The organism is Halovulum dunhuangense, from assembly GCF_013093415.1.
GTDB classification, from domain to species: domain Bacteria; phylum Pseudomonadota; class Alphaproteobacteria; order Rhodobacterales; family Rhodobacteraceae; genus Halovulum; species Halovulum dunhuangense.
In genome coordinates, this window is the sequence record NZ_JABFBC010000008.1 from 1 (window position 1) to 22,557 (window position 22,557).

General features: G+C 59.5%; 14 protein-coding genes and 3 pseudogenes. 7 read left to right on the forward strand and 10 right to left on the reverse strand.

Going from position 1 to position 22,557, the window contains the following annotated elements:
* Nucleotides 1–32: 32 nt before the first annotated feature.
* The 3 genes and pseudogenes from secD to HMH01_RS17315 form a co-directional block, all read right to left on the reverse strand.
* Nucleotides 33–1,211: pseudogene (secD, locus tag HMH01_RS17310) on the reverse strand (protein translocase subunit SecD); the annotation flags it as partial.
* A 13-nt stretch (nt 1,212–1,224) separates the two neighbouring features.
* Nucleotides 1,225–1,905: a hypothetical protein gene (locus HMH01_RS17875; RefSeq protein WP_246237475.1), complete on the reverse strand. Its 681-nt coding sequence runs from the start codon at nt 1,903–1,905 to the stop codon at nt 1,225–1,227.
* Between the two features lie 81 nt (nt 1,906–1,986).
* Nucleotides 1,987–2,961 (reverse strand): hypothetical protein, encoded by a 975-nt coding sequence (locus HMH01_RS17315; RefSeq protein WP_171327062.1) that lies wholly within the window; start codon nt 2,959–2,961, stop codon nt 1,987–1,989.
* 443 nt (nt 2,962–3,404) lie between these two features.
* Here HMH01_RS17315 and HMH01_RS18075 point away from each other — a divergent pair, with 443 nt between their 5' ends.
* The 7 genes from HMH01_RS18075 to HMH01_RS17350 all read left to right on the forward strand — a co-directional run bounded on the left by HMH01_RS18075 (nt 3,405) and on the right by HMH01_RS17350 (nt 14,819).
* Nucleotides 3,405–4,103, forward strand: coding sequence for a GIY-YIG domain-containing protein (locus HMH01_RS18075; RefSeq protein ID WP_171327063.1), 699 nt, complete (start codon nt 3,405–3,407; stop codon nt 4,101–4,103).
* A gap of 202 nt (nt 4,104–4,305) precedes the next feature.
* The gene (locus tag HMH01_RS17325; protein ID WP_171327064.1) at nt 4,306–5,466 is read left to right on the forward strand and encodes a hypothetical protein; all 1,161 of its coding nucleotides are present in this window, start codon (nt 4,306–4,308) and stop codon (nt 5,464–5,466) included.
* Between the two features lie 346 nt (nt 5,467–5,812).
* Complete coding sequence (locus tag HMH01_RS17330) at nt 5,813–6,628, forward strand: type I restriction-modification system subunit M N-terminal domain-containing protein (RefSeq protein ID WP_171327065.1); 816 nt, start codon at nt 5,813–5,815, stop codon at nt 6,626–6,628.
* A gap of 86 nt (nt 6,629–6,714) precedes the next feature.
* Entirely contained in the window at nt 6,715–9,393 is a 2,679-nt protein-coding gene (locus HMH01_RS17335; protein WP_171327066.1) for a class I SAM-dependent DNA methyltransferase, read from the forward strand.
* Nucleotides 9,390–11,465, forward strand: a complete 2,076-nt coding sequence (locus HMH01_RS17340) for a DEAD/DEAH box helicase (protein WP_171327067.1) — start codon at nt 9,390–9,392, stop codon at nt 11,463–11,465. Before HMH01_RS17335 ends, HMH01_RS17340 begins: the two co-directional genes overlap by 4 nt.
* Nucleotides 11,465–12,670 (forward strand): GIY-YIG nuclease family protein, encoded by a 1,206-nt coding sequence (locus HMH01_RS17345; RefSeq protein ID WP_171327068.1) that lies wholly within the window; start codon nt 11,465–11,467, stop codon nt 12,668–12,670. The genes HMH01_RS17340 and HMH01_RS17345 overlap by 1 nt, the downstream gene beginning before the upstream one ends.
* A gap of 40 nt (nt 12,671–12,710) precedes the next feature.
* On the forward strand, nt 12,711–14,819 hold the full coding sequence (locus tag HMH01_RS17350; protein ID WP_171327069.1) for a hypothetical protein: 2,109 nt from the start codon (nt 12,711–12,713) through the stop codon (nt 14,817–14,819).
* A gap of 87 nt (nt 14,820–14,906) precedes the next feature.
* Here HMH01_RS17350 and HMH01_RS17355 read toward each other — a convergent pair.
* The 7 genes and pseudogenes from HMH01_RS17355 to mblB form a co-directional block, all read right to left on the reverse strand.
* A pseudogene (locus tag HMH01_RS17355) lies at nt 14,907–15,496 on the reverse strand (transposase); the annotation flags it as partial.
* A 65-nt stretch (nt 15,497–15,561) separates the two neighbouring features.
* Nucleotides 15,562–15,741: pseudogene (locus HMH01_RS17360) on the reverse strand (transposase); the annotation flags it as partial.
* 77 nt (nt 15,742–15,818) lie between these two features.
* Entirely contained in the window at nt 15,819–16,238 is a 420-nt protein-coding gene (locus HMH01_RS17880) for a reverse transcriptase domain-containing protein (protein ID WP_171327070.1), read from the reverse strand.
* Nucleotides 16,239–16,259: 21 nt separating this feature from the next.
* Nucleotides 16,260–16,727: a hypothetical protein gene (locus tag HMH01_RS17370; RefSeq protein ID WP_171327071.1), complete on the reverse strand. Its 468-nt coding sequence runs from the start codon at nt 16,725–16,727 to the stop codon at nt 16,260–16,262.
* Between the two features lie 254 nt (nt 16,728–16,981).
* Nucleotides 16,982–18,169, reverse strand: coding sequence for a patatin-like phospholipase family protein (locus HMH01_RS17375; protein WP_171327072.1), 1,188 nt, complete (start codon nt 18,167–18,169; stop codon nt 16,982–16,984).
* On the reverse strand, nt 18,159–20,408 hold the full coding sequence (gene cap2-3 / locus HMH01_RS17380; protein WP_171327073.1) for an anti-phage 6A-MBL system cap2_3 protein: 2,250 nt from the start codon (nt 20,406–20,408) through the stop codon (nt 18,159–18,161). Before cap2-3 ends, HMH01_RS17375 begins: the two co-directional genes overlap by 11 nt.
* Complete coding sequence (gene mblB / locus HMH01_RS17385) at nt 20,405–21,568, reverse strand: anti-phage 6A-MBL system MBL-fold protein (RefSeq protein ID WP_171327074.1); 1,164 nt, start codon at nt 21,566–21,568, stop codon at nt 20,405–20,407. Before mblB ends, cap2-3 begins: the two co-directional genes overlap by 4 nt.
* Between the last annotated feature and the right edge of the window lie 989 nt (nt 21,569–22,557).

Genomic DNA, 22,557 nt, shown 5'->3' on the forward strand with positions numbered 1-22,557 from the left:
GGCGCAGATCATCCGCATGGTCGAGGAGGCGCAAGGGTTATGGCAAAGCCACGCACGGGACCGGAGCCTACGGCGAACATGATCAGCGCTGTCAGCAGACCGGTGATGTTGCTGTCCATGATCGCCGACAGCGCCTTGTCGAAACCCACCTCGATGGCACGGCCGACGGGGCGGCCCTGGCGCAGTTCCTCGCGGATGCGCTCGAAGATCAGGACGTTCGCATCCACCGCCATGCCCATGGTCAGAACGATCCCCGCGATACCGGGTAGGGTGAGCGTCGCCCCCATGACCGACAGGGCCGCCAGCAGAAGCCCCATGTTCAGCGCGAGCCCGACATTCGCCATGACGCCGAAGCTGCCATAGCAGGCGATCATGAAGACGACGACCGCCATCATCCCGATCACCGCCGCGCGTTGGCCGGCCTCGATACTGTCAGCCCCGAGTTCCGGGCCAATTGTCCGTTCCTCAAGGAAGGTCATTCCCGCAGGCAGGGCGCCTGCCCGCAGCATAATGGCCAGTTCGGTCGATTCCTCGACCGTGAATTGCCCTGTGATGATGCCAGATCCACCGGGAATATGGCTCTGGATCACGGGGGCCGAGATTACCTCGCCATCGAGCACGATGGCGAAGGGCGCGCCGATGTTCGCCGCAGTGTAGACGCCAAAGGCGCGCGCACCCGGCGGGTCAAAGCGGAAACTTACCGCCGGGCGGTTGTTCTGGTCGAATGCTGGCTGCGCGTCGACAAGGTTCTCGCCGCTGACCACTGGGCTGCGGTCCAGAATGTAGAACACGTCCGGCTCATCCGCCGCGGGCAGGACAAGATCGCCAGGCCCCCCTGCGCCATCTGCGCTGTTGGCGCGCCCCAGAACAGGATGGAAGGTCATTTGCGCCGTGGTGCCGATCAGCGACTTGAGTTCGCCGGCCGATCCGACCCCCGGCACCTGGATGAGGATGCGGTCCGAGCCCTGCCGCATGATCGTGGGCTCGCGGGTGCCCACCTCGTCGACCCGGCGGCGGATGATCTCCAGAGACTGCTGGATCGTGCGCTCGTTCGAGGCCTGCTGTTCCGCCTCGGACACACGGATGGTCAGAGTATAGCCAGCGCCTGCTACCTCGATGTCTGTCTGGCCGATAGCTGTCATGCTGACGACTGGAGTGGCAAGGCCCCGCAATGCGGCGACTGCAGCTGGCAAGCCATCCGGGTTGCTGAGCCTGTCCAAACTCCTATGCGCTGCGGCTTCGAATGCCGGACGCCTCACCAAGGGCCTTCTGTCGCCGACTGGTGGCACGAGCCGCACGTTTCCGCAGACAGCCGGGGTGGGCGTGCCTGTCAGTCTTGCCATGCAGGACCTTGGCCAAGACCCAGCCGCGCCAATGCTCGTAGACATCCTCCCCGAGCCGGCGCACCTGCGCGTGGGTCTTTGGAAACAGGCTGGCCGATGCCAGTTCACCGCCGTGGGAGTACTTCGAGATGATCAGCTTGTCGCCGCAGGGCCTAATCTTTGGGCGCTCCCATGGCAGAAGGCGGGTGACCGTCTCCTGGATCCACGGCGCCCCGGGGTCGGCGGCCAGTTTCGACCGCATCTCCTCGGTCCGGTCCTGCAGCTTGTCGAGCGTCGTCGCCAGCCCGACGCTGCGGACCTCAGCAAGCATTTCGGGGACACTGTCCGGCAGCGCCAGCAGGCTCAGCAGGCCCGCGCGATCGAAGGACAGACTGCGCTCGCTGATGCAGCGGCATAGCTCGCGTTTGCCGGTCCCCACATAAGATCGGCCCCTGTAGCCGCTGTCCTTGCCCGGGACGGCGGTCCCCTTCGGGGTCTCGAGACTCCATAGATACGCATCCATGGACACGCGGGCGGAGCGGCCCTTGGCAAGATGTAAGAGGACGGCTTTGGTCTTCGTCATGGCATGACCTCATTGTTCGCAGCCGGAGCTACGTTATTTCTATCGATCTGTCGGTGGTGTCAGGGTCGGGTCAGGGCCGGGTCAGTCGGCGCCGATGTCCGAGCGCTGGACCCGCGTCCATCCGCTGGCCCGCACCCGGGTCCAGGTTCCGCCTTCGGTCGGACGGCGCCAAGTGGGGATCAGCATCTTGTGGAGCGCCGCAAGCGCATCGTCGTAGTCCTCGAACCGGCACTCATGGCCTTCGGCGCCCACGTGGTAGTAGCCCTCCTTCTTCTTGTCGGGCGTGAACATCGACCCGTCGGTGGCCACGGGGATGAAGATTGCGTCCTCAATGGGCCGGTCGAGAAAGTCGAGCGTAGCGCTGTCATCCTGCTGACGCCACAGCGAGGGCAGGAAATCCTTGCGTGTAGAAAGCCATGCGAGGGCCTCGCGCGCTTCGATCCGGTTCTGGTTGCCGACGATTTCCTGGTACGGGCGTGCAAGCTTGTTCCTGATCGACTGTAGTGCGAGGCCCGACAGCAACGATAGTTCCTCGGCATTGACCGGCTCTCCAAGATCAAGTTTCAGTCGCGCCGAGGCCTTGTGGACAAGTCGCACGGCATGCTCGTTCTTGATGCCCCAAGCCTCGAGCGGGGTGGCGGCGATAAGCTCCTGGAGCATACCGACGTCGCGCCGGAGGATCTGCTCGCGGGTCTCTACGTCCCGCGCCGGCGTCAGCACGATCCCGTAATTGGCATAGGCATCGAGGTCATGGAACAGTCGGCCGACCGGCAGTTCCGAGTAGATCCCGCTGTATTCCTCCTCGAGCGCGTATTCCCAGCCGCCTTCCTCTACCAGGCCCGAGAAGTAGCGGCCGACCATCGCATCGAGCCCGGCCTTGGCGGTCTCCTCTCCAAAATAGGCCGTGCAGATGCGGCTGATCTGCCGGAGCGAAATGACCAGGGCTTCCTCGAAGAAGCCGTCGTTGCCGAAGCCGTCGACGAACTCCATGTGCCGGCGTTCGATCTCTTCCTGGACGCTGAGAGAGGTGGGGGCGGGTATATGATGCGTAGCCATGCTGGTACTCCTGTGGGTCTGCCGTACCGCAATAAGCAGGAGCAGACATCAGATGCCAGAACTGAGTGGGTATGAATTCGCATACCAAGTTGTTGGATTCGTGCGCGAAATCGTTGAATTGAGGCTGCGCGGAGTTATCTCGGACTGGCGATCGGATAGTTTGCCGGCGGCTCGGTACGCGGTCCAATACCGAGAAATGGTGAGTGCTCAGGTGGAGGGCGGTAGTTGTGTCTGGATGTCTAGGGCTGGGCAGGGCTGCCGGCTTATCGGGTGCTTCACGTCCGGAGCGGATGGCAAGGAGCTTTATGGACGTGCCAGTGTGGTTCTCACCCATGCATATCGATTGTTCCCCGGCGCTGTTCTGACAACATCTGTATGGTATCCTCATGCAGCCAGATTTATGTGTATTTTTGGTAGCAAATTGAAATAATTCAGGAATATAGATGAACAACAAGCGCTTGAGTGACGTTGAGAGGTTCTATGGGCTCCTTGAAGAGCTGTCACATCGGCTTGGCGGCCCCCGTCGACTTAGCGATTGCAGTGGCAAGCTGAACTGGCCTTCACGAGGCGTCTATTTCTTCATGGAGGATGGTGAGACGAGGTCGGAGAGTGGGTCTGGGCAGCGGATCGTGAGGGTAGGCACTCATGCACTCACAGCAACGTCCCGGACCACGCTGTGGACGCGGCTGAGCCAACATCGGGGCACAGTCCGAAACGGCGGTGGAAATCACAGGGCATCGATCTTCAGACTTCTCATCGGTGATGCGCTCTTGGGTGCGGGTACACACAGCTGCCCGAGTTGGAATGCCCGGAAACACGATGTGTCGGCGGCAGATATTGCCGCAGAACTGCCGTTGGAGCAGGCCGTCAGCAGGAATATCGCTGCGATGCACGTGCTTTGGCTTGAGGTCGATGACGCACCTGGAGGGAACAGCAAGCGCGGAATCATCGAACGCGGCGCGATCTCTCTTCTCAGTAATCATGAGCGGGCTTGGATCGATCCGCCTTCCACGAATTGGCTTGGCCATAACTCGACAAGGCCCCTGGTGCGGGACTCGGGACTGTGGAACCAGAACCACGTGTGTGAGCCGGATAACCCCGCTTTCCTCGATCTGTTCGAAGAGCTTGTCGAAAGGGTCTGACTTGGCGGCTCATGAATCGAGACATCTTGCCTGGCGACGTCCAGGCCGCAGAGGGAGCTTTGCTATTTGTCGACATTGCAGGCGAAACGAACCGAGGCAGGGTGCGGGCGAAAAGTGAGGAGTAGGCGTGCATAGTCAGAGAGCGCGTAGGCAACATTGCATACCCGTAATTGTGCGGGGCGCCGGCGACGATCGCGAGGTCATGCCGCTTCTCCGGGCAGACCTGGTTGGCGGCCGTGACGATGACTATTCAGAGCACTGGCTTCAATCCTTGGTGCAGGAGTGCCCGCGCCTGATCCCGACCGAGGAGATCGACGCCGGTCTGAACGGCTTGATCCCGGTGTGCATGGAATTGCCCACGCCAGCTGGCCCGGTGGATAACCTGTTTCTCACACCTGATGGAAACGTCGTCCTCGTGGAATGCAAGCTCTGGAGAAACCCTGAAGCCCGTAGGGCGGTCGTCGCCCAGATCATTGATTATGCCCAGGCCATGTCGGATTGGGCATACGAGGACCTTGAGCTTGCCGCCAAGCGGGCCAACCCCGCGCTGCATCGGCTCTACAACGTCGTTGCCGATGTCACCCATCTTGCCGAAGCGGACTTCGTCGATGCGGTCACCCGTAACCTGTCGATCGGTCGCGTCTTCCTGCTCATCGTAGGCGATGGCATTCGGCGGAATGCCGAGTCACTGGCGGGCTTGCTCCAACACCATGCTGGTTTTCACTTCACCCTCGCACTGGTTGAGATGCCGATCTACAGATTGCCCGATGGTGGTCATGTGGTTTTGCCAAGAATTATCGCCAGGACAGAATTGATCGATCGCGGCGTCGTGTCGATCGAGAACGGCTCAGTCCGTATCGATGCCCCACCCGAAACCGCTACTGGCAGAGGTGCAGGGATGTTGCGAAGGAGTATTAGCGTCGAGCAGTGTCTCGAGGATCTCCAGAAGACCTTCCCGGCTGTTTATCAGAGGTTTGAAAGTCTTTTCCCGCAGTTCGATGAGCGTGGGATCTACCTTGAGTCCAGCGGCGCATCGCTGAGCCTGCGCTGGATCGGACCAGACGAGCGCCGCTACACTATAATCCAGCTCCAGCCTGATGGGACCTTGAATACAAGGCAGGTCACGTGGCCAGCCAACGCGATCGGCCAGATCGAACTATCACGAGAGTATCTGAGTGAGTTGGCCGAGATCGTCGGGGGCAACGTGCGGCAAAACATCAAGCTCACCGAATTTAGCATTAAGGGTTCAGACGGCCGCGATCCGAACCTTGCGCAGCTTCTGGAGGATCCCTCCGCCTGGCTTGACGCCATTGATCGGTACCAGGCGGCATTGAGTGCGGCGATTGCAAAAGCTGCGGATTGAGGTTCGTGATCTTCTGGGGCGTTGGATCCTCTGCTTTAGGATGTTGTGCCTGCCAAGCAGAGGCGCTCGGAGAGCGCCGCTGGTTCCCGCCGGCCGGATATTCCTGCAGTCATCATGCACCACTCCTCGCGCGCTCTCAGCCTTCAAACGGCCCGTCAAGCGCGCCGACAGGGTTGCAGGGCAAATTGTGCAGCCTTGATGGGCAGGTACCGAGCGGTCGACAAACCCGGGTTGGCCAGGTCGCTACATGTCGCTTTCCCATCGGCGCCAACAACGCTTGAGCTTGACTTGGCCCCGCCATAGGCTCGACCAAGTCATTAGAAATGTTGATTGTCCGGGGCCAATTATGTCGCAATCCCAGCTTTCCTCGCTCATCTGGTCGGTCGCGGATCTCCTGCGCGGTGACTACCGGCAGTCCGAGTATGGCCGCGTCATCCTCCCCTTGACCGTCCTGCGCCGGCTCGACTGCGTCCTCGAACCGACCAAGGCAGCAGTCCTTCGGGAGAAGGATGAGAGAACCAGGGCTGGGCTCAACCCCGATCCCTTCATGCGCCGCGTGTCGGGGGCTGCGTTCTACAACGCCTCGCCTCTCGACATGCGCCGCCTCGCGGGTGACCAGGACAACATCGGGCCGAACCTGCTGGCCTATGGCCTCCAAGCGAAGGACCCAACCAAGGATGGGATCACCCCGCTCATTGCGGCGCGCCTGATGCACGATTTCGCACTCGCGCCGACGGGCGAGCGCGGAAGGATCTTGGCCGAGCAGGGGTTCGAGTGGCGGTATCACCGCAAGGAGGAGCCCGACAAGAAGATCTACTTGCTTACCGATCGCGGGACCATGTCGTTAGGCGATCTCGCCATTCTGCTCTCTCGCAGCTCGATGGCGCCCGTTGACAAGTATTTCAACCAGGTGCGTCGGCGGATAAAGGCCTTCGATCGGGGCTCCCGGCCGACCTCCGGCGATGGCGCGTGGTATGTGAATGCGTTCTACAGACCTGAGATGATCAACAAGGTCTCCACAATCCTGCGCTTCTACCACAACTTCATGTTGGTCGAGTCCGAAGATACCCGCATCCCGAAATCGGAAAGGCGGACGCCTGCAATGAAGATCGGACTTGCGAAGGGGAAAGTCTACATGCGGGACCTCTTAAGCTTTGGATGATCTGAATCAGGCTCCTTGCAGTTCCGCGTATTCTGTTTGGATTTCGCTCGATTTTTTCCTAACGTCCGGGGAAACCGGAGACATTTATGAACCCGACCGAAATCTTTGAGGCCATCGAGGCGATCGCCAGGGCGCCGTTCGACGCGGGTGAGTTTCCCTTCGCCTTCGCCGAGGCGACGGACAATGCGAAGGCGACGATCTCGAAGCTCCGGAACGGCACGACCAACAAGTCCGATCTGCCGGGTGGCGTCCTGGTGGCCCGCAAGTTCCACTATGCCCCGGCGCTCCGCGGTATGACAGACGTGACGCTCGACGCCCTGCGCGGATCGAAGCGCACGGCGACGGCGAAGCCGGCGATCCTGATCGCGACGGACGGCGAGACGGTCGCAGCGGAGCATCGGGCAAGCGGGGACACGCTCCACTGCCGGTTCGACGAGATCGGGGACCACTTCGGTTTCTTCCTCCCGGCTGCCGGGAAGGAGCGCTACCGGGCCGTCGAGGAGAACCCGATCGACGTCAAGGCGACTGGCAAGCTCGCCCGGCTCTACGACGCGCTCGTCAAGGCGAACCCGGACTGGGCAACGGATGCCCGACGCCACGAGATGAACCAGCTGATGATGCGGCTGATCTTCTGCCTCTTCGCGGAGGATGTCGGGATCTTCCCCTACAACCAGTTCAGCCGCCTCGTCTTCTCCCACGCCGGCAACAAGGGCGAGGAGGCGCGCGAGGCGATCCTGGCGGCCTTCCGCGCGATGAATCTACCCAAGGACCGGCGAGCCGGCCTGCCGGCCTGGACGGCCGAACTCGAGTATGTGAACGGCGGCCTCTTCGCCAGCGGGATCGATGCGCCCGTCTTCGATCCCGTAGCATTCCGCTATCTCAAGGACGCCGCCGCCCTGAACTGGCGGGAGATCAACCCGGACATCTTCGGCTCGATGATCCAGTCGGTGGCGGATCCGAAGCAGCGCGCCGAGCTCGGCATGCACTACACCTCGGTCCCGAACATCATGAAGGTTATCGGCCCCCTGTTCCTCGACGACCTCGATGCCGAGATCGAGAAGGCCTGGGACCGTCCGAACGGGCTCCGGCGGGCCCTGTCGCGGATGGCGGGTATGCGGGTCTTCGACCCGGCCTGCGGCTCGGGCAACTTCCTCGTGGTGTCCTACCGCGAGCTGCGGGCGCGGGAGACGCGGATCCTGCAGCGGATCGCCGAGCTCGAGGGCTCGACCCAGGTCCAGATGTGGTCCGCCATCCCGATCACGAACTTCTACGGGATCGAGCTCGACGACTTCGCGGCCGAGACGGCCAAGCTCGCCCTGTTCATCTCCGAATACCAAGCCAACGCCCGGTTCGGCGAGGTGTTCGGCCAGATGCCGGCGACTCTACCCCTTAAGGAGGCCGCTCGTATCACCTGTGGGAATGCTCTTCGATTGAACTGGGATATTGTCTGCCCACCTCCGGGCGAAGGTGAACAGGTCTTCATTGCCGGCAACCCGCCCTTCTTGGGAGACAACTCCCGCACCGACGAGCAGAACGCCGATATGGAGCATGTCCTCGCGGGAACATTGGACTCCTACAAACGCATCGATTTCGTCTCATGTTGGATGTTCAAGGCGGCCAACTACACCCGCGGCCGCTCTGCCCGCTCCGCGCTTGTGGCCACGAACTCGATATGCCAGGGGCAGTCCGTGGGCGCGCTCTGGCCGCACATTCTGGTGGACGGCATCGAGATTGGATTTGCCCATACGTCTTTCAAGTGGCGGAACAATGCGTCTGCAAATGCTGCCGTCATTTGCGTAATCGTGGGGCTTCGAAACGAAAGCCGCGAAAGAAAGCGACTCTTCTCGGGAGATCTCGGCGCGGTAGTTTCCACCATCAACGCCTATCTCCTTGATGGTCCAAATCTGTTCATCCACGCCGAGGCCCGCTCAATTTTTGGACTTCCCTATATGGAATACGGAAACAAGCCGACCGATGACGGGAATCTGATCCTGAGTGAGGTAGAGAAGGATGACCTTCTCTCGGAATACCCGGAAGCATCCAGGTTCGTGAAGAAGTTCATGGGCTCTGACGAGGTCGTGAACGGCAAGGTACGATATTGCCTCTGGGTTCCAGATCAGGATGCCGATGAGGCTGCCGCCATTCCCGCCCTTCGGGCGAGGTTCGATCGCGTGGCTGCGTTCAGGGCGGCCAGCAAGGCCGCGCAGACCCGACCGGCCGCGGCGTTTCCTCATCGGTTCAGACAAGCGCAGAACTGGGCGCGATCCCACGCGATCCTTGTTCCCAGTGTATCTTCAGAGCGCCGTCCGTATCTCCCAGTAGAGCGCGTCGGGGCGGATGTCATTCCTTCGAACCTTAACCAGGTTCTTTATGATGCCCCTGACTGGTGTTTGGCACTTATTGCCTCACGGCTGCATCTTGTCTGGATTGCGACCGTCTGCGGCAAGCTGAAGTCCGATTTCCGGTATTCGAACACGATGGGCTGGAATACCTTCCCAGTTCCACATTTCACCCAGGATCAGCTCGAACAGCTCTCGGCCTCCGCCCGCCGCATCATGAAGACCCGGTGGAGTCATTACCCTGCCACGATCGCCGAGCTCTATGATCCGGAGAGGATGCCAGATGACCTCCGGCAAGCTCACAAGGAGAACGACGACCTCCTCGAGTCGATGTATATCGGCCGCCCGTTCCGGAACGACACCGAGAGGCTCGAGAAGCTCTTCAAGCTCTATGCCGCCCGAATGAAGCAGGAGGCCGCCGCATGATCCCGATGGTCCAGGTGAGCTACGGCAGCTCGGGGAGCGGTACCAACGCTATGGGGATGCGCCCGATGCAGGAGCGCGTCTACGCGGCGCGGGCTGCCCAGTATCTCCTCCTGAAGGCGCCGCCGGCGGCCGGCAAGAGCCGCGCCCTGATGTTCTTGGCCCTCGACAAGATGCGCCACCAGGGGCTCGGCAAGACGATCGTCTGCGTGCCCGAGACCTCGATCGGCGCCTCGTTCCGCTCGACCGACCTGAGGAGCGGAGGGTTCGAGGCGGACTGGACGGTCGAAGATCGGTGGAACCTCTGCCTGACGGGGGAGGAGGCGGATCCGCAGAAGGTGCGCGCCTTCACTGCCTTCCTGGCGAGCGACGCCAGGGTCCTCGTCTGCACCCACGCCACCTTCCGATTTGGATTCGAGGCGGCGCTCGACACGGTGGGGCTGGAGGCGTTCGACGACTGCTTCATCGCCATCGACGAGTTCCACCACGTCTCTGCGTCCGACAACAACCGGCTGGGCAGCTACCTGCGGCAGCTGCTTGCGCGGGAGCAGTGCCACGTGATGGCGATGACCGGGAGCTACTTCCGGGGCGACGCCGACCCGGTGCTTCGACCGGAAGACGAGGTGCGTTTCTCGACGATCACCTACAGCTACTACGAGCAGCTCGAGGGCTACGAGCACCTCAAGGCGCTGGCGATCAACTACCAGTTCTACAAGGGAAACTACCTCAACGGCCTGCCGGACGTGCTCGACACGACCCGCAAGACCATCATCCACATTCCCCACCGAGGCTCGACCGAGGCCTTCGACACGAAGCAGAACGAGGTGGGGCTCATCATGGGTCTCATCGGGGAATACAGGTCGCGCGATCCCGAGACCGGCTTCGACCTGATCGAGACGCGCGACGGGCGGATGCTGAAGGTCGCGGACCTCGTGGACGACGGCCCCGGTCGGGACATCGTCAAGACCGCGCTCGGCCGCGAGATCAGGGACGCCAACGGCAAGCGCGACGATGCGGCCGACCGGGCCAAGGTGGACATCATCATCGCGCTCGGTATGGCGAAGGAGGGGTTCGACTGGGTGTGGTGCGAGCACGCGCTCACCATCGGCTACCGGTCCTCGCTGACCGAAATCGTCCAGATCATCGGACGCGCCACGCGGGACGCGCCGGGCAAGCCAAAGGCGATTTTCACGAACCTGGTGGCGGAGCCCGGGGTCGAGACGGGGGTCGTCACGGACGCCGTCAACGACATGCTGAAGGCGATCTCGGGATCGCTCCTGATGGAACAGGTCCTCGCGCCCAACTTCAGGTTCTACCGTCGCGAGGATGGCGACGTGCGCGAGCCGATGTCGGTCGACGGCCAGGGGAACGTGATGATCGGCATCAAGGGGCTCGTCGAGCCGCCCACGGACCGCGCGAAGGAAATCTGTGAGAAGGATATGCACGACCTGATGGCAGCGGCCTGCCAACAGATCGACAAGCGCGTCCTGGCGCCCGACACGGCGCCCGAAGTGGCGACCCAGATGCTCCTCACGGGCATCATCGAGAAGCGGTATGAGAACCTCTCGCCGGACGAGACGGAGTCCGTCCGACAGCACCTCGCCGCCCACATGAACATCCTCTCGCTTGCGCGCCAGGAGCAGGAGAAGGGTTTCTCGGAGGCGGGTGGCGTCTTCGAGGGGAAGACGTCCGAGACCGAAGGTGGGGACGCAGACGACGACCTCCCCGAGGCACCCAACACGCTCCTGCAGATGGTCAAGAAGTTCATCAACGTCCGCGAGGTCGACATCGAGCTCATCGACAGCGTGAATGCGTTCCGCGAGCGGTTCGAGGTAGCGTCCAAGTCCCTCGACTCGAAACTCCTGGCGACGGTGCAGTCGGCGATGGTCGCCCTGCGTGTCGAGATGACCGAGGACGAGGCGCGGACCCTCTGGCCGCGGATCAAGGCCTTCCGGGTCGCCGAGGGCCGGGAGCCGAACCTCAACGCGGTCGATCACCTGGAGAAGCGAATGGCCGAGGCGCTGGCCTGGCTCAAGGCGCAGAAGGCGAAGCGGATGCGCGAGGGGGCGATCTGATGGTTCGGCCGACGCTCGACGAGATCTTCGCGGAGCCCGACGAGTTCGGCCTCCTCGAGGTCAGGTTGAAGCCGGGGGCAGGATCCAGCGGCCCGGACCGCGCTCTCTCCATCTTGCGGGAGGTCAGCGCCTTCTACGAGCGTCTTGGACGTCTCCCAGATGCCGATGCCGTGGACCACGAGGAGATGCGCCTGGGGACGATCTGGGAGGCTGTGCGGGGCTCTCCGACCGACGAGATGCGGGAAGCGGACCGGCTCGGCCTTCTCGATGCCGTGGAGGAGCCCGCGCCGACTTCCTGGCGCGACGAGCCCGATGCCGCGGAAATACCCGAGAGCCTGGACGACATCTTCGGCGACGACGATCTCGACGTCGATGCGGAACTGGTCGACCTGCGTCACGTGACACCGGCCGCCGAGCGGCATCTTCCAGATCACCGGGCCGAGTTCACGCCTTGCCGGGACTTCGAGCGATTCGCCTCCCGGTTCGAGGAGATGCATGCGGCCCTGGAGGCTGGCGAGCGACGCGCGATCCCGGTCAAGAAGTGGGCAGTGATCGAACCCCTCGAAGGAGATTTCTTCATCCGGGGCGGTCTCCTCGCCCTCATCGCCGAGAAATCCGAGATGTCCGCCCGGGGCGGATCTCGCGACCATCGCCTTCGGGTGATCTTCTCCAACGGCACGGAGAGCGATCCGCTGATGTCCTCGTTCCGGAAGTCCCTGAACGACGACAAGACGGCCCGCATGGTCGAGCGCCTCGGTCTCGGACCCCTTGACCCCGAGTGGGAAGCCGATCGTCTCAGGCTCTCCGGAACGATCTACGTGGCCCGAAGCCTGTCCGAGGACCCCGTGATCAAGTCGCAGAGGATGATCCTCCACAAGATCGGAGTCACCAGCCAGGACGTCCGCCGACGCGTCGCGGACGCCCGAAATGACCCGACGTTCCTCCTCGCCCCCGTCGAGATCGTGGCAACCTACGAGTTGAAAAGCCTGCCGCGCAACAAGATCGAAGACCTTCTTCATCGCTTCTTCGCGCCAGCGCAACCGGCTGAACTCTTCGTGGTGGACAGGTTTGGGAAGAAGATCCGGCCGAAAGAATGGTTTTATGTTCTTCCGGAGCACGTTGGACAAGCTGTGGAACTGCTTCGTTCCGGCCGCCTTCACGATTTCTCCTACGATCCCCGATCGCAAGAACTGACCAAAAAATAATGAGAGCCCACGTGTGAAAATTTAAGAACTGGAAACATTGATGTCTTCGTCGCGCAATCCTTCTCTCACCAGATCAGCGGTAAGGATCTATGGCGCTTTGTCGGCGCTCGGGGACGGATCCATTGACCCTCTTCAGCAGCTTATCCCATTTTTCGAACCATACTTTGTCAAACGAGCAGGTGCGATCCTCAACATTGAAGACCTGGTGGCATTTGTAAGGTCAACCTATCATTGGTCGATTACAACAGATGTTGCCGAAGTCTTCATGCCAAGGCTTGAAGAAGCGGGTTGGATACAACAGCAGACCCCAGGCGTAGAGGGAGTATACGTAGTTACCTTGCCCGAGATGTATTTTGCGCAGAGCGAGCGCGAAAATACTGCTGAAAAAGAGTTGCGCGAGCTTGCTGAAAATTTCAAAAAATATTCTGACGCTATTGCCCCCCTTCTCTCGATCCCGAAATCAATTGAGGAATATGAAGAGATTCTCATTGAGTGGTTGATCTACATCGAGGCCTTCCGAGAGGAAAATCTGAAAATCGAAACTAAGGCAGGCAAGAGCGCGTCGGGAAAAATTGCAGTCCTGACCAGCGTCTCCGAAAATACCACTCTCGCAGATCATGAGAAAACTCTTTGCGCAAGCTTCGTAGAGCAAACCATTAAAACGGACGAAAAGGCCGCGGAGAAACTTGCTCGCTTAGCATCAATTGGTCTTCTAACCGAAGTCGTTCAGGATTTTGTCCGGCCAACAGCTCCCGTCAAGCAGTCAGACTTAGTCGTATATCTTGACGCGCCATTGGCAATGGAACTGTTAGGGGTTTCTGGAAAATCCCAGCAAGAAGATATGCATCTCATTGTGCGAGAGCTGCAAAGAGTGGGCGCGAGCGTTCGGGTTTTTTCAGAAAGCCTTTCGGAAATAAGTCGAGTATTAAACGCCGTATTAAAGAACCGAAGAGCGTACGGATTGACTGCTCAGTCGATCGCAAGAGGGGAACTCCTTCCGCAATTTGTTTCCCAGGTAGCGAGTGATCCGGAAGGAGCCTTAAAGGAGCATGGCGTCGGGGCAACCCATCGCACGTTGAAGCAGTTTCCGAATGAGCATGAACACTTTTCAAATGAAGTTTATGAGGATCTACTCGGTGGCCTGAGCTTTCACGAGATATGGGCCGCGAGGGTGCACGACGCCTCCATCACCGCACATGTTATGCGAATGCGCGGAGGGAAAAGTAGTCGGGATATTTTTGCATCAAAATATATCGCACTGACGCGGAATAGAGTCCTCGCTCAGGTAACTGAACGGAGGTGTCGAGACTATGGGTTGATTTCAAGAAACGACGTTCCTCCAGTTGTTCATCGCCGCGCTCTATCCGCGGCAATGTGGCTCCGAACTGGACTTGGTGGCGCAAATCTTGAAGTTCCCAAGAGAATGCTCCTTTCGTCGTGCGAACATGTTCTCTCCGCACGCAAGGGCGTGGTCGACGCAGTTCGCGATCTCACCGACGCTTTAGGTGATGAAGAAAAGAAGAAGCAACTCGAGTTTCTTCTTTCTCAAGAGAGAAGCACAAGAATGCTTATGGACAAAACGCTGGGAGCATCCAGTGTTGTAACTCAAGAGAACCTTGGTGAGATCATCCAACAAATGCGCTTTCCGATTGAAGAGGGCGCAAGGAAGGAGGAGCGCAGGCTTTGGATCGAGAAAGAAAAGGAGCAGAAAAAACGTCTGAAGAAGGAGCGTGAGGCGGCAGCGCTTGCTCGCGAGATAGCACGAAATGTTGAGGGTAACCTCAAAGATCAGCGGCAAGAAGACAGGAAAGCGATCCTGGCGCTCTGTCGGGACGCATCGATTGCGCTCCGAACGAAGAGAAATAGACGTAAGTTACTTGCCGCATTTTTGGCTCTTATCTTTGCGTCCGTATCCTTCTTCCTTCCAAGTCAACTCGCAATAGGCATTGGCTATCCCATCGCGGTTATTGTCGGATACTTTTCGATTGCAGGCCTGCGGATTGTCAAAACGACTACCGACGAGACAGAGGCGCGCATCGCCCTTCAAAAACTCGCGGATCAAAGACAACTTCGAGAGAAGTTGGGACGGTTCACAGTGACGTGGCGTGTCGATTCCTTTGATGTCGCCGTTGATGATCTGGGAGAATAACAGGACGTCCTCTCCAATCGCCTGAGGTCTCGGCCAGCACGCTTCTACGCGATGAGAGTGCTGAACCACACGAATCAGAACGGCTGGCATCGGCGCCCTGGTCCCCAGTGCTCGCTTGCGACCGCCCCGTTTACGGACTGTTAAGCCTTCCTCCCGGTAGACCCGATAGAGCTTCTTCCAGTTCAGCGTCCAGCCCTCCCGCCGTAGCAGGATGTGCAGACGCCGATAGCCGAACCGCCGCCTCTCGCCGGACAGTTCCCGCAGCCGTTGGCGCAACTCCCGGTCCTCCGGCCTGGTCGGCTGCCGCCGATACACGCGCGGGTCGATCCCGGCCAAGGCACAGGCCCGCCGTTGCGAGTAGCTCTTCTCCTTCATGGCCCAGTCCACGGCACGCCGCCGAGAACCGGGCCTCAGAAGTTTTTTCCCAGCATCTCCTTGAGCGTCGCGACATCGAGCATCTGCTCTGCCAGCATCTTCTTCAGCTTGGCGTTCTCGGCCTCCAGCGTCTTCAGACGCCTGGCGTCCGACACTTCCATGCCGCCGTATCTCGAGCGCCATTTGTAGAAGGTCGCATCGCTGATGCCGTGCTTGCGGCACAACTCCTTCGCGCCCAGCCCGGCCTGATGCTCCTTCAGGATGCCAATGATCTGCTCTTCGCTGAAACGGCTTCTCTTCATCGTCTGTCTCCTCGTCTGGAGAACAGGCTAACCTCAAAACGAGGACATTTCAGGGGAGCAGGTCACTGCCGGTAGACCGAGCCCCACTTGCCGAACTCCTCCGGCAGATCGCGCCAGGGCGCACCGGTGCGCGCGATCCAGAAAACCCCGTCAAGCACACGCCGATGGTCGACCGGCTTGCGTCCGTTGGGTTGGCGGATGGCCTTGATGAATGGCTCAAAGAACGTCCATTCCGCATCCGACATGCAGTTCCGCGCCAAGACAGCCTCCCGCCCGAAAGCTACCTTGAATCACGCCGATACCAATCTGTGAATCCCTTTTGTCAACAGGACCTAATTTCTTCAAGTGCAGCTTCAAAGTCATCCAAATATGCGAGAAGCGCAGCCTTTCTGCGCTTGGCGAGTAAGTTTGCCTTCACTTCGTCAATATCATCTTCGACTTGTGCGGCGACAACGCCGCCGGCAACAGTCTTGCTAGGATTGACGGTCAAACCCTTTTGACCAAGTAGCTTCTGTATCAAATAGAAGTCTTCTGTCAGACTATCTTGATCTTCTGAGTATAAAACGAAGTCATCCATGAAGCGAACAATCGCTCTAGACTTAATTCCGTGATGCTGTTCTATAAATCGCAGAAAGTCACTGCCGACCATTTTGGCGGGATACATTCCCTGTGGCCAGCAGTCGATGCTCCGCCCTGAGTTGCTTTGCCTCAAATAAGTGCCAAGGGCGTTAACGTCGTCCATATCGACACCCAGATTGGCAAATCATGCAACAATGTCGTGGTGGTAGATGCCGTTGAAATATGAAGCGACGTCAAAACTCAATGAATAGTCGAATTGTGCAGCATATGCGACGACAGCTTTCTTGAAGCCCGTATAGGAGGCTGTTGCGGGAATAGGTTTCCCATCTTCAAAGCGATAACCAAAGTGCTTTTTGTCGCTGTGGAAAGGCTTGCGAAACTTGGAACGATTTCGGAAGATTACGTCGTACAGAAAGAACTCAGACACAGGGTCAAGCTTCACAGTTCGACGAAGATGGTTCCGAGGCTTTGACGCATATACACGCGTTTGCGCGAGAAATTGGTATGCCTTGTCTTCATCTGCTTTGCTCAAGCATCTTTGAATATGGGCGTCAATTTCAACCGCACCATTGCCTATGAGAAAGCGGCACGTTTCCATTGGAAACAAGGTGCTGGCAAAATCGTATTCAAAAAATTCTCTGGACGTGTGCATAACAAAACTCGTGATGTATATTTGTTTTGATGTTGGCTATGATTATGCGCGATTTCGAGACGAGTAAGAATAGAAAAATGCCGATTTTACAGTTTACCAGCTTCCGAGATCAAATTCACATTTGGGGATTTCACGGTTATCGACACTGCCGCTTCTCGACATGGTATCAGTGGTTGCAGCGAATGGCAGCAATGTACAATCAGCTGAACGAATGATCGACCTGCTGCGCGTCATTAGCCCGAACCCGTCTGTGCCTACTCCGACAAGTCGGCCAGATAGCGATCGACGATCAAATGCGTCAACTGCTCACCCCTTCTGGAAAGAAGATCGAGATTGCTGGCCGACATTGGCGCGAAATCGGTGGGATAGTCGCGCACCTGATCCCGAAGGACCAAATCCGGCGGTATCCACGGAAGCTTGTGGTCTTGCTGACCGAGATAGATCATCCCGAATGCTCTAAGTTCGCCGGTCTCGGCATACTTATGAAGCCGCTGATAGACCGAGTCCTGAGCCTTCCGATGGACAGCCTCGAACGAACGTGCGACACGACCCAGCCACCAGTATCGGCGTTCGTCGCCCTCGAATTGGCCTCCTCCTGCATTGAGACTGATTATGTGAGTGACTGGATAGTTGAAGGCGGAATCATGCGCCCTGCCGGGCTCAAGCACTGAGACGCCGAGATTGTCGAAGACACCCCCATCCGTGAGCAAGACTGTCTTACGGTGCCGCTTGCCCTTTCTATCGAACTCGAATGCCTCGACGAGCGGCGGCAGAAGAAGCGGGAAAGCGGCCGAAGCAGCGACTGCCTTGGCTATCGTCGGCTTGGCACCGACGAGTTCGCCATATCGCCAGCCGCCGGATTTCTCCGACCCGAACCGGAATGCTGTTCCAGTGCGCAGGTCGCAAGCGTTTATGATGGCGGTCAGGCCCGGTCGCGCCACCTGGTCGATCGTGTGATCGCCGAACAGTGTCTTTTCGAGTGCCGCCTCGAATGCCGTGGTCAGGCTGCCCCAAATGGGCAGGCTTCGTGAGAAAGCGCCGAGGGCGTTCTCGGCGGGCTCAGTCGCTGCACCCAGCCACTTCCGAAGGCGTGACAAGGCCAATGTCAGCAAGGCCACTAGCAAAGATGGCGCGCCGCATACCAGGAGTGTGCCGAGGGCCTTCGGTCCCTCCAGGCTGCAGAACAACGCCCTCATGATTTCCCGCTGCAGACCTCGGCGGAGGATCGCCCCGACGTGCGCTTCGAACTCTTCAAAGGTCCCCGCACGGTATGCCCAAGTCGCGCCAATGACACTGCCACCGGAGACGGTCGAGATGACCTTCACCTTCTCTAGGATCCTCCGATCGTGGAGGGCTCGAAGGCAGCCAAGATGGAAGGCCATTGCCCTGGCACCGCCTCCCGAAAGCGCAAGAGCGATAAACGGCTCGCCGTCAACGGACATAATCGGACCTCTGGAACACGCTGGCCGAGACGATCGGGGACTTTGTAGTTCCCCCCACGATTATCATCAGGAAGCGGCGACCCAGGAAGGTTGGGTCGGTCCCGAGCAGTTGCTCCATAGCACCGAGATCTGTGTTGCTTGGAACGGGCATGCCCAGAGGATGTGTGTGCCACATGCCCAGAAACGAAACAGATCCGCGCGTTCTCTTTGTCTTCTCGTCGTTCATTTCCTGGATGCCAGAAGTGCCACATAGGAAGCTCTCCGGAGAAGAGACGCTGTCGGACGGTGGGCCGCTGACCTCGTCGATCCAGATGACCTTGAGCAGTTCGTCGACCTCACCGAAGAGTACGCCGCCGGTCTCGACGCACGTCCCCCGAACTCGTTCGGATCGCCTGATCCAAGCGAGCATCGCGGCGGTCGCTTCATGGCTCATCCGGATCTCGTAGCCTTGTAGACCATCCTTCACGACGCGGTGCGGCCGCCATGCGAACTCCAGTTCCCGAGTCGGCCCGGTCGCCAAGCCACCACCCGACAGATTGATCGTGAAGGCGCGTGGCCCGGATGCGCCGCTGGCGAGCCAGGACGCTGCCATGTTGGTCATCCTCGCAGCGAGCGACAGCACGTCGGCGTACGAGCCCCTGAAAGTCGGACTCGAGCAGCCTGGCTCCGGCTGAAATGGCTTTCGACGCGCGGCATCCGTCGGCCAGAACTCCTCAAAGTAGGCATTGCCGCATCCTGACTTTGCCAAGTCCAGCTTAGTCCGTCGGTCGGCGTCCAACGACATGCCTGTATGGGTATCTCTGACCAATGTCATTAGTCCGAAATCGGCATTATGGCCGATCGCCATTGAGACGATCGGCGGGTGCTTCTTCGCTGTCTTTCGGAAATGTAGCTCGAGTGCGGTCGCAACCGAACTCGACGCAGTGGCGTCGATGATCGCATCGGCGTTCATTAGGCATGCCAAGGCCTCTGGGTCACCAAGGATGCTGACGACATCCTCGTGATGTGCGGCGACCTCCATTCCGGGACGAGCGCCGAGTACACCTACACGAACAGCGCTGCTCTTGGTATAACCAACATGATCGCGCCGGAATCCCTGTCTGACGATCACCCCTGGCGTGACGAAACCGTTGTCGTATAGCTGCAGCCGGCCGATGCCCGCACGAGCGAGCATTGGCGCCACGGTGCTTCCAATCGCACCGCAGCCGAGTATTGCAACGTGTTTGTCCTTCCAAAAGCGAGCCGAAGACTGAGAGTCCCGACGCTCAACGATTTCGGGACGATCCTCGAGGACACGGCACCACTCCACCTTCGCGTTAGCCGCCCAGTCGTAAAACGCGGCGATGTCCTTCGGGTTGTTCGGTGTAGTCGTCAGAACTGCGTCGCGCAACTTCTTGCATTGCTCGGCGTCGATCAGCCAGCAGGCAAGATGCTGCAGCGCGGGACCACCTGCGATGCCTCGCATCGCAGCCCCAAGCATGAAGATCGCCGGCTTCCCATCCTCGGTGCTCAATGCGCCAAGGTTGATGATAACGTGGATCAGGTGCAGCGGGACCTCGCGTGCCACGAGGGCTTTGATGAGGTCAATCATTGTGGTCGGATATTCATGGGGCATCGTTGTCGGCAGCAGGATCGCACTAGCTAGTCGGCCCTTCGGCATCTCCTCCCCGTAGCTAATCCATCGGCCGAGCTCGGCGGCCACCTCCCCGTCTCGGGTAACCTCGACGAAGCCGCCCCAGTAAGGCGGCTCCGGCTTTGGCGCATCCATACAGGGAATTACGCTGAACCTGCTGCCCGCGTAAGCCACCGGAGGATGCAACGGCAGCCCGACGGGATCGAGCTCGTTTGCAGCGGCCGCGCGCAGCCATTCATCGACGCGCTCCATGAAGCCGAAAATCCCCTGACCAGGAACCCACTCCACTTCCGGAGCCTGATAAAGACAGATGGAATCGCCCCACTGGACGTGAGGGAAGGCCGCGTACCGCTTGTGCGTGAAGTGGGCGCTGGGTCTAGACAGTGGGAAGGTCGACGGAATGTGCAGCCGCAAGCGTTCACGTGCTCGAAATGGCATGCCACCGTCGACGCGCGGGAAACGACTGCAGTTGATCGAGACCGTCACACTGACCGGTCCGTCCTTCTCCCTGGCCTCATCGAGCTCTACGATCTCAAACGAGCCGGCCGACGCTTGGACGATCTCGTAGAGATGATCGATCGCCCAGACCTGCCCTTCAGATTTCATTCAGCGCCGAACCCGACCTTGTACGCCGGAGGAGCGCTGTTGCCGCGGGCCTTGGCGATAGCGGCCGTTAGCGTGGCCTCAGCGCTCTCGGACAACTTGTAGTCCTTAATGTCGAGCTCGATGCCGTTGGCTGTGATTGAGACGATGATCGGCTGCACTTGCTCCGGCGTGCTCACCTCGCCAGTGCAGAGGAATGCGTCGTTCACGATCTCCTCGTAGCGGTTGCGAGCCTTGCGGTGAGGCGGGTTGTCGCCCGCGCTGTTCGCATGCGGGAACTCGTTCGAACTGGCCACGATGTAGCCCGGGGACAGCTGACTGTCGGCGAACTCGTCCATCACGTCCTGCTGCAGGAGTCCGTCCTCGTACATCGCCTTCTTGGAGCAATGGTGCGGAGAAAGCAGGACGTTCCATTCCAGCATGCTGTTGTTCTCATGCGCGTGGGTCTGCTCGAAGATTTGCATCAGAGTCGGGTAGGACAGGTCGCCGAGGAACAGCCCCCGGAGCGTGTTTCCCTCCGACCCGATGATCAAGCGCATTGCCAAACTGGTCTCATTGCGATCGTCCGCGAGGCCGTCCTTGAACGGTGCGTGAATGAAGGCGTGTAAACGGTCGCTGACGTCTGCGCCGTCGAGAACCGTGATGGCATTACCAGGTCGCGTGTAGAACTGGTTCGTGGGGAAACCTTCGTAACGCTCGCCAGGTTCGAAGAGTTCGCTGTAGCCAATGATGCGCACCCTGTCCCCCGCCCCCGGATCGCCCCCTTCCTCAATGCAGCGTTCTGCGCGGCGATGAGCTTCTTTCCGGAACGCGATTGCGTCGTCCGAAAGGTTCTTTTCATCCTCATACTCCCGAAAAATCCGAGGCGTGTGCCAGATTTCGCCGATCATCACCCGCTCCAAAAGGTCAGCGAAACCGCGGCAGTGATCCAGATCTGGATGTGTCAGGATGAAGCACGAGAGGTACGGCTTGCCGTCCCTCTGCGGAAGCTTCGCGACCAATTCATCGACAATGGGGATGTGCTCATTCCCCTCCTCGTCAGCCATCAACTTGTCATTAATGTCGATCTGCACAACCTCGGTGTCGCTCACGACGACCGTCGTTGTGTCGCCGCAACCGACAGGCCAAAAAATGAACGACGGACCAGAAACATCCGCAAACATGTTTTTTCCCCTACAACCTGCGTCAATTGACCGCTTCCCAACAATATGTGGGGTCCTCATGGGTACGTCAAGCGGTCAGACATTGGGGCAGAGAATGCTGTAGTCAGTCCCTTGCGGAAGAGGCTCCAGCGAACGCCACGAGTCGAGGCAAATCGGCATTTGAGTGCTGCAGGATAGGTAGCGTTCTATGCCTGGCTAGAGAAGAATACCGGTGTTCCTACCTAGACGGTTTCACGCAGCGACCGGCACGACGATACAGCCTGCCGCAGGGCGCGATGTCTCGCCGAGAAGATGTCAATGCGACTCGGCCGATAGTTCATTGCGGGTTTCACGCAATTGAGCTTTGGAACCAAAGGCGACCGCGGCGACAGCTGCAGATGCAGCGCACCGATTAGGTGCGTTGCGATGACCGAGAGGTATCATCTGTCCCAGTAGGTCCCAACGTCGGCTATGGGCCGAATTTGGTCTCGCGCCCCCATCACCCAATTCCGCCACCTTCCCGCTTGACGCCCCCACGGCAAATGCCTAAACACCGCCTCGGCTTCGGCGGAGTAGCTCAGTTGGTTAGAGCAGCGGAATCATAATCCACCAAGGCCGAACAAAAATCCCATCATACGCCAGCCAAGTATAAGACGCTGGACCTTGGTTCAGGCGAGGATGCTCCGCTGCCCGCGGGCTACTTCGAGAGAAGCCTTGGTTTTCCGGTGCCAACGGATTTTGAACAGTTTCATCTCCAGGATGGTGCATCAGTCGGCTGAAACTGTCTGTCATGGTCGCTAACACAAAGATCGGAGATCTGGGCGCCTCGTGATCGCGCCGCCACGCGCGGTGGTGAGTGCGCAGTAAATTTCTCTTAACCAATAGCTTTTCCAGCGCCTGAGCCTGAAGCAACCAAGGATTTGCCGAACACCAGCGATGACCGGCGTCGGTTTTGCTGTGCCTGCGGCGAGGAATGAGCGAGCCATAATCTCGTCGCAATTACCGCTGAC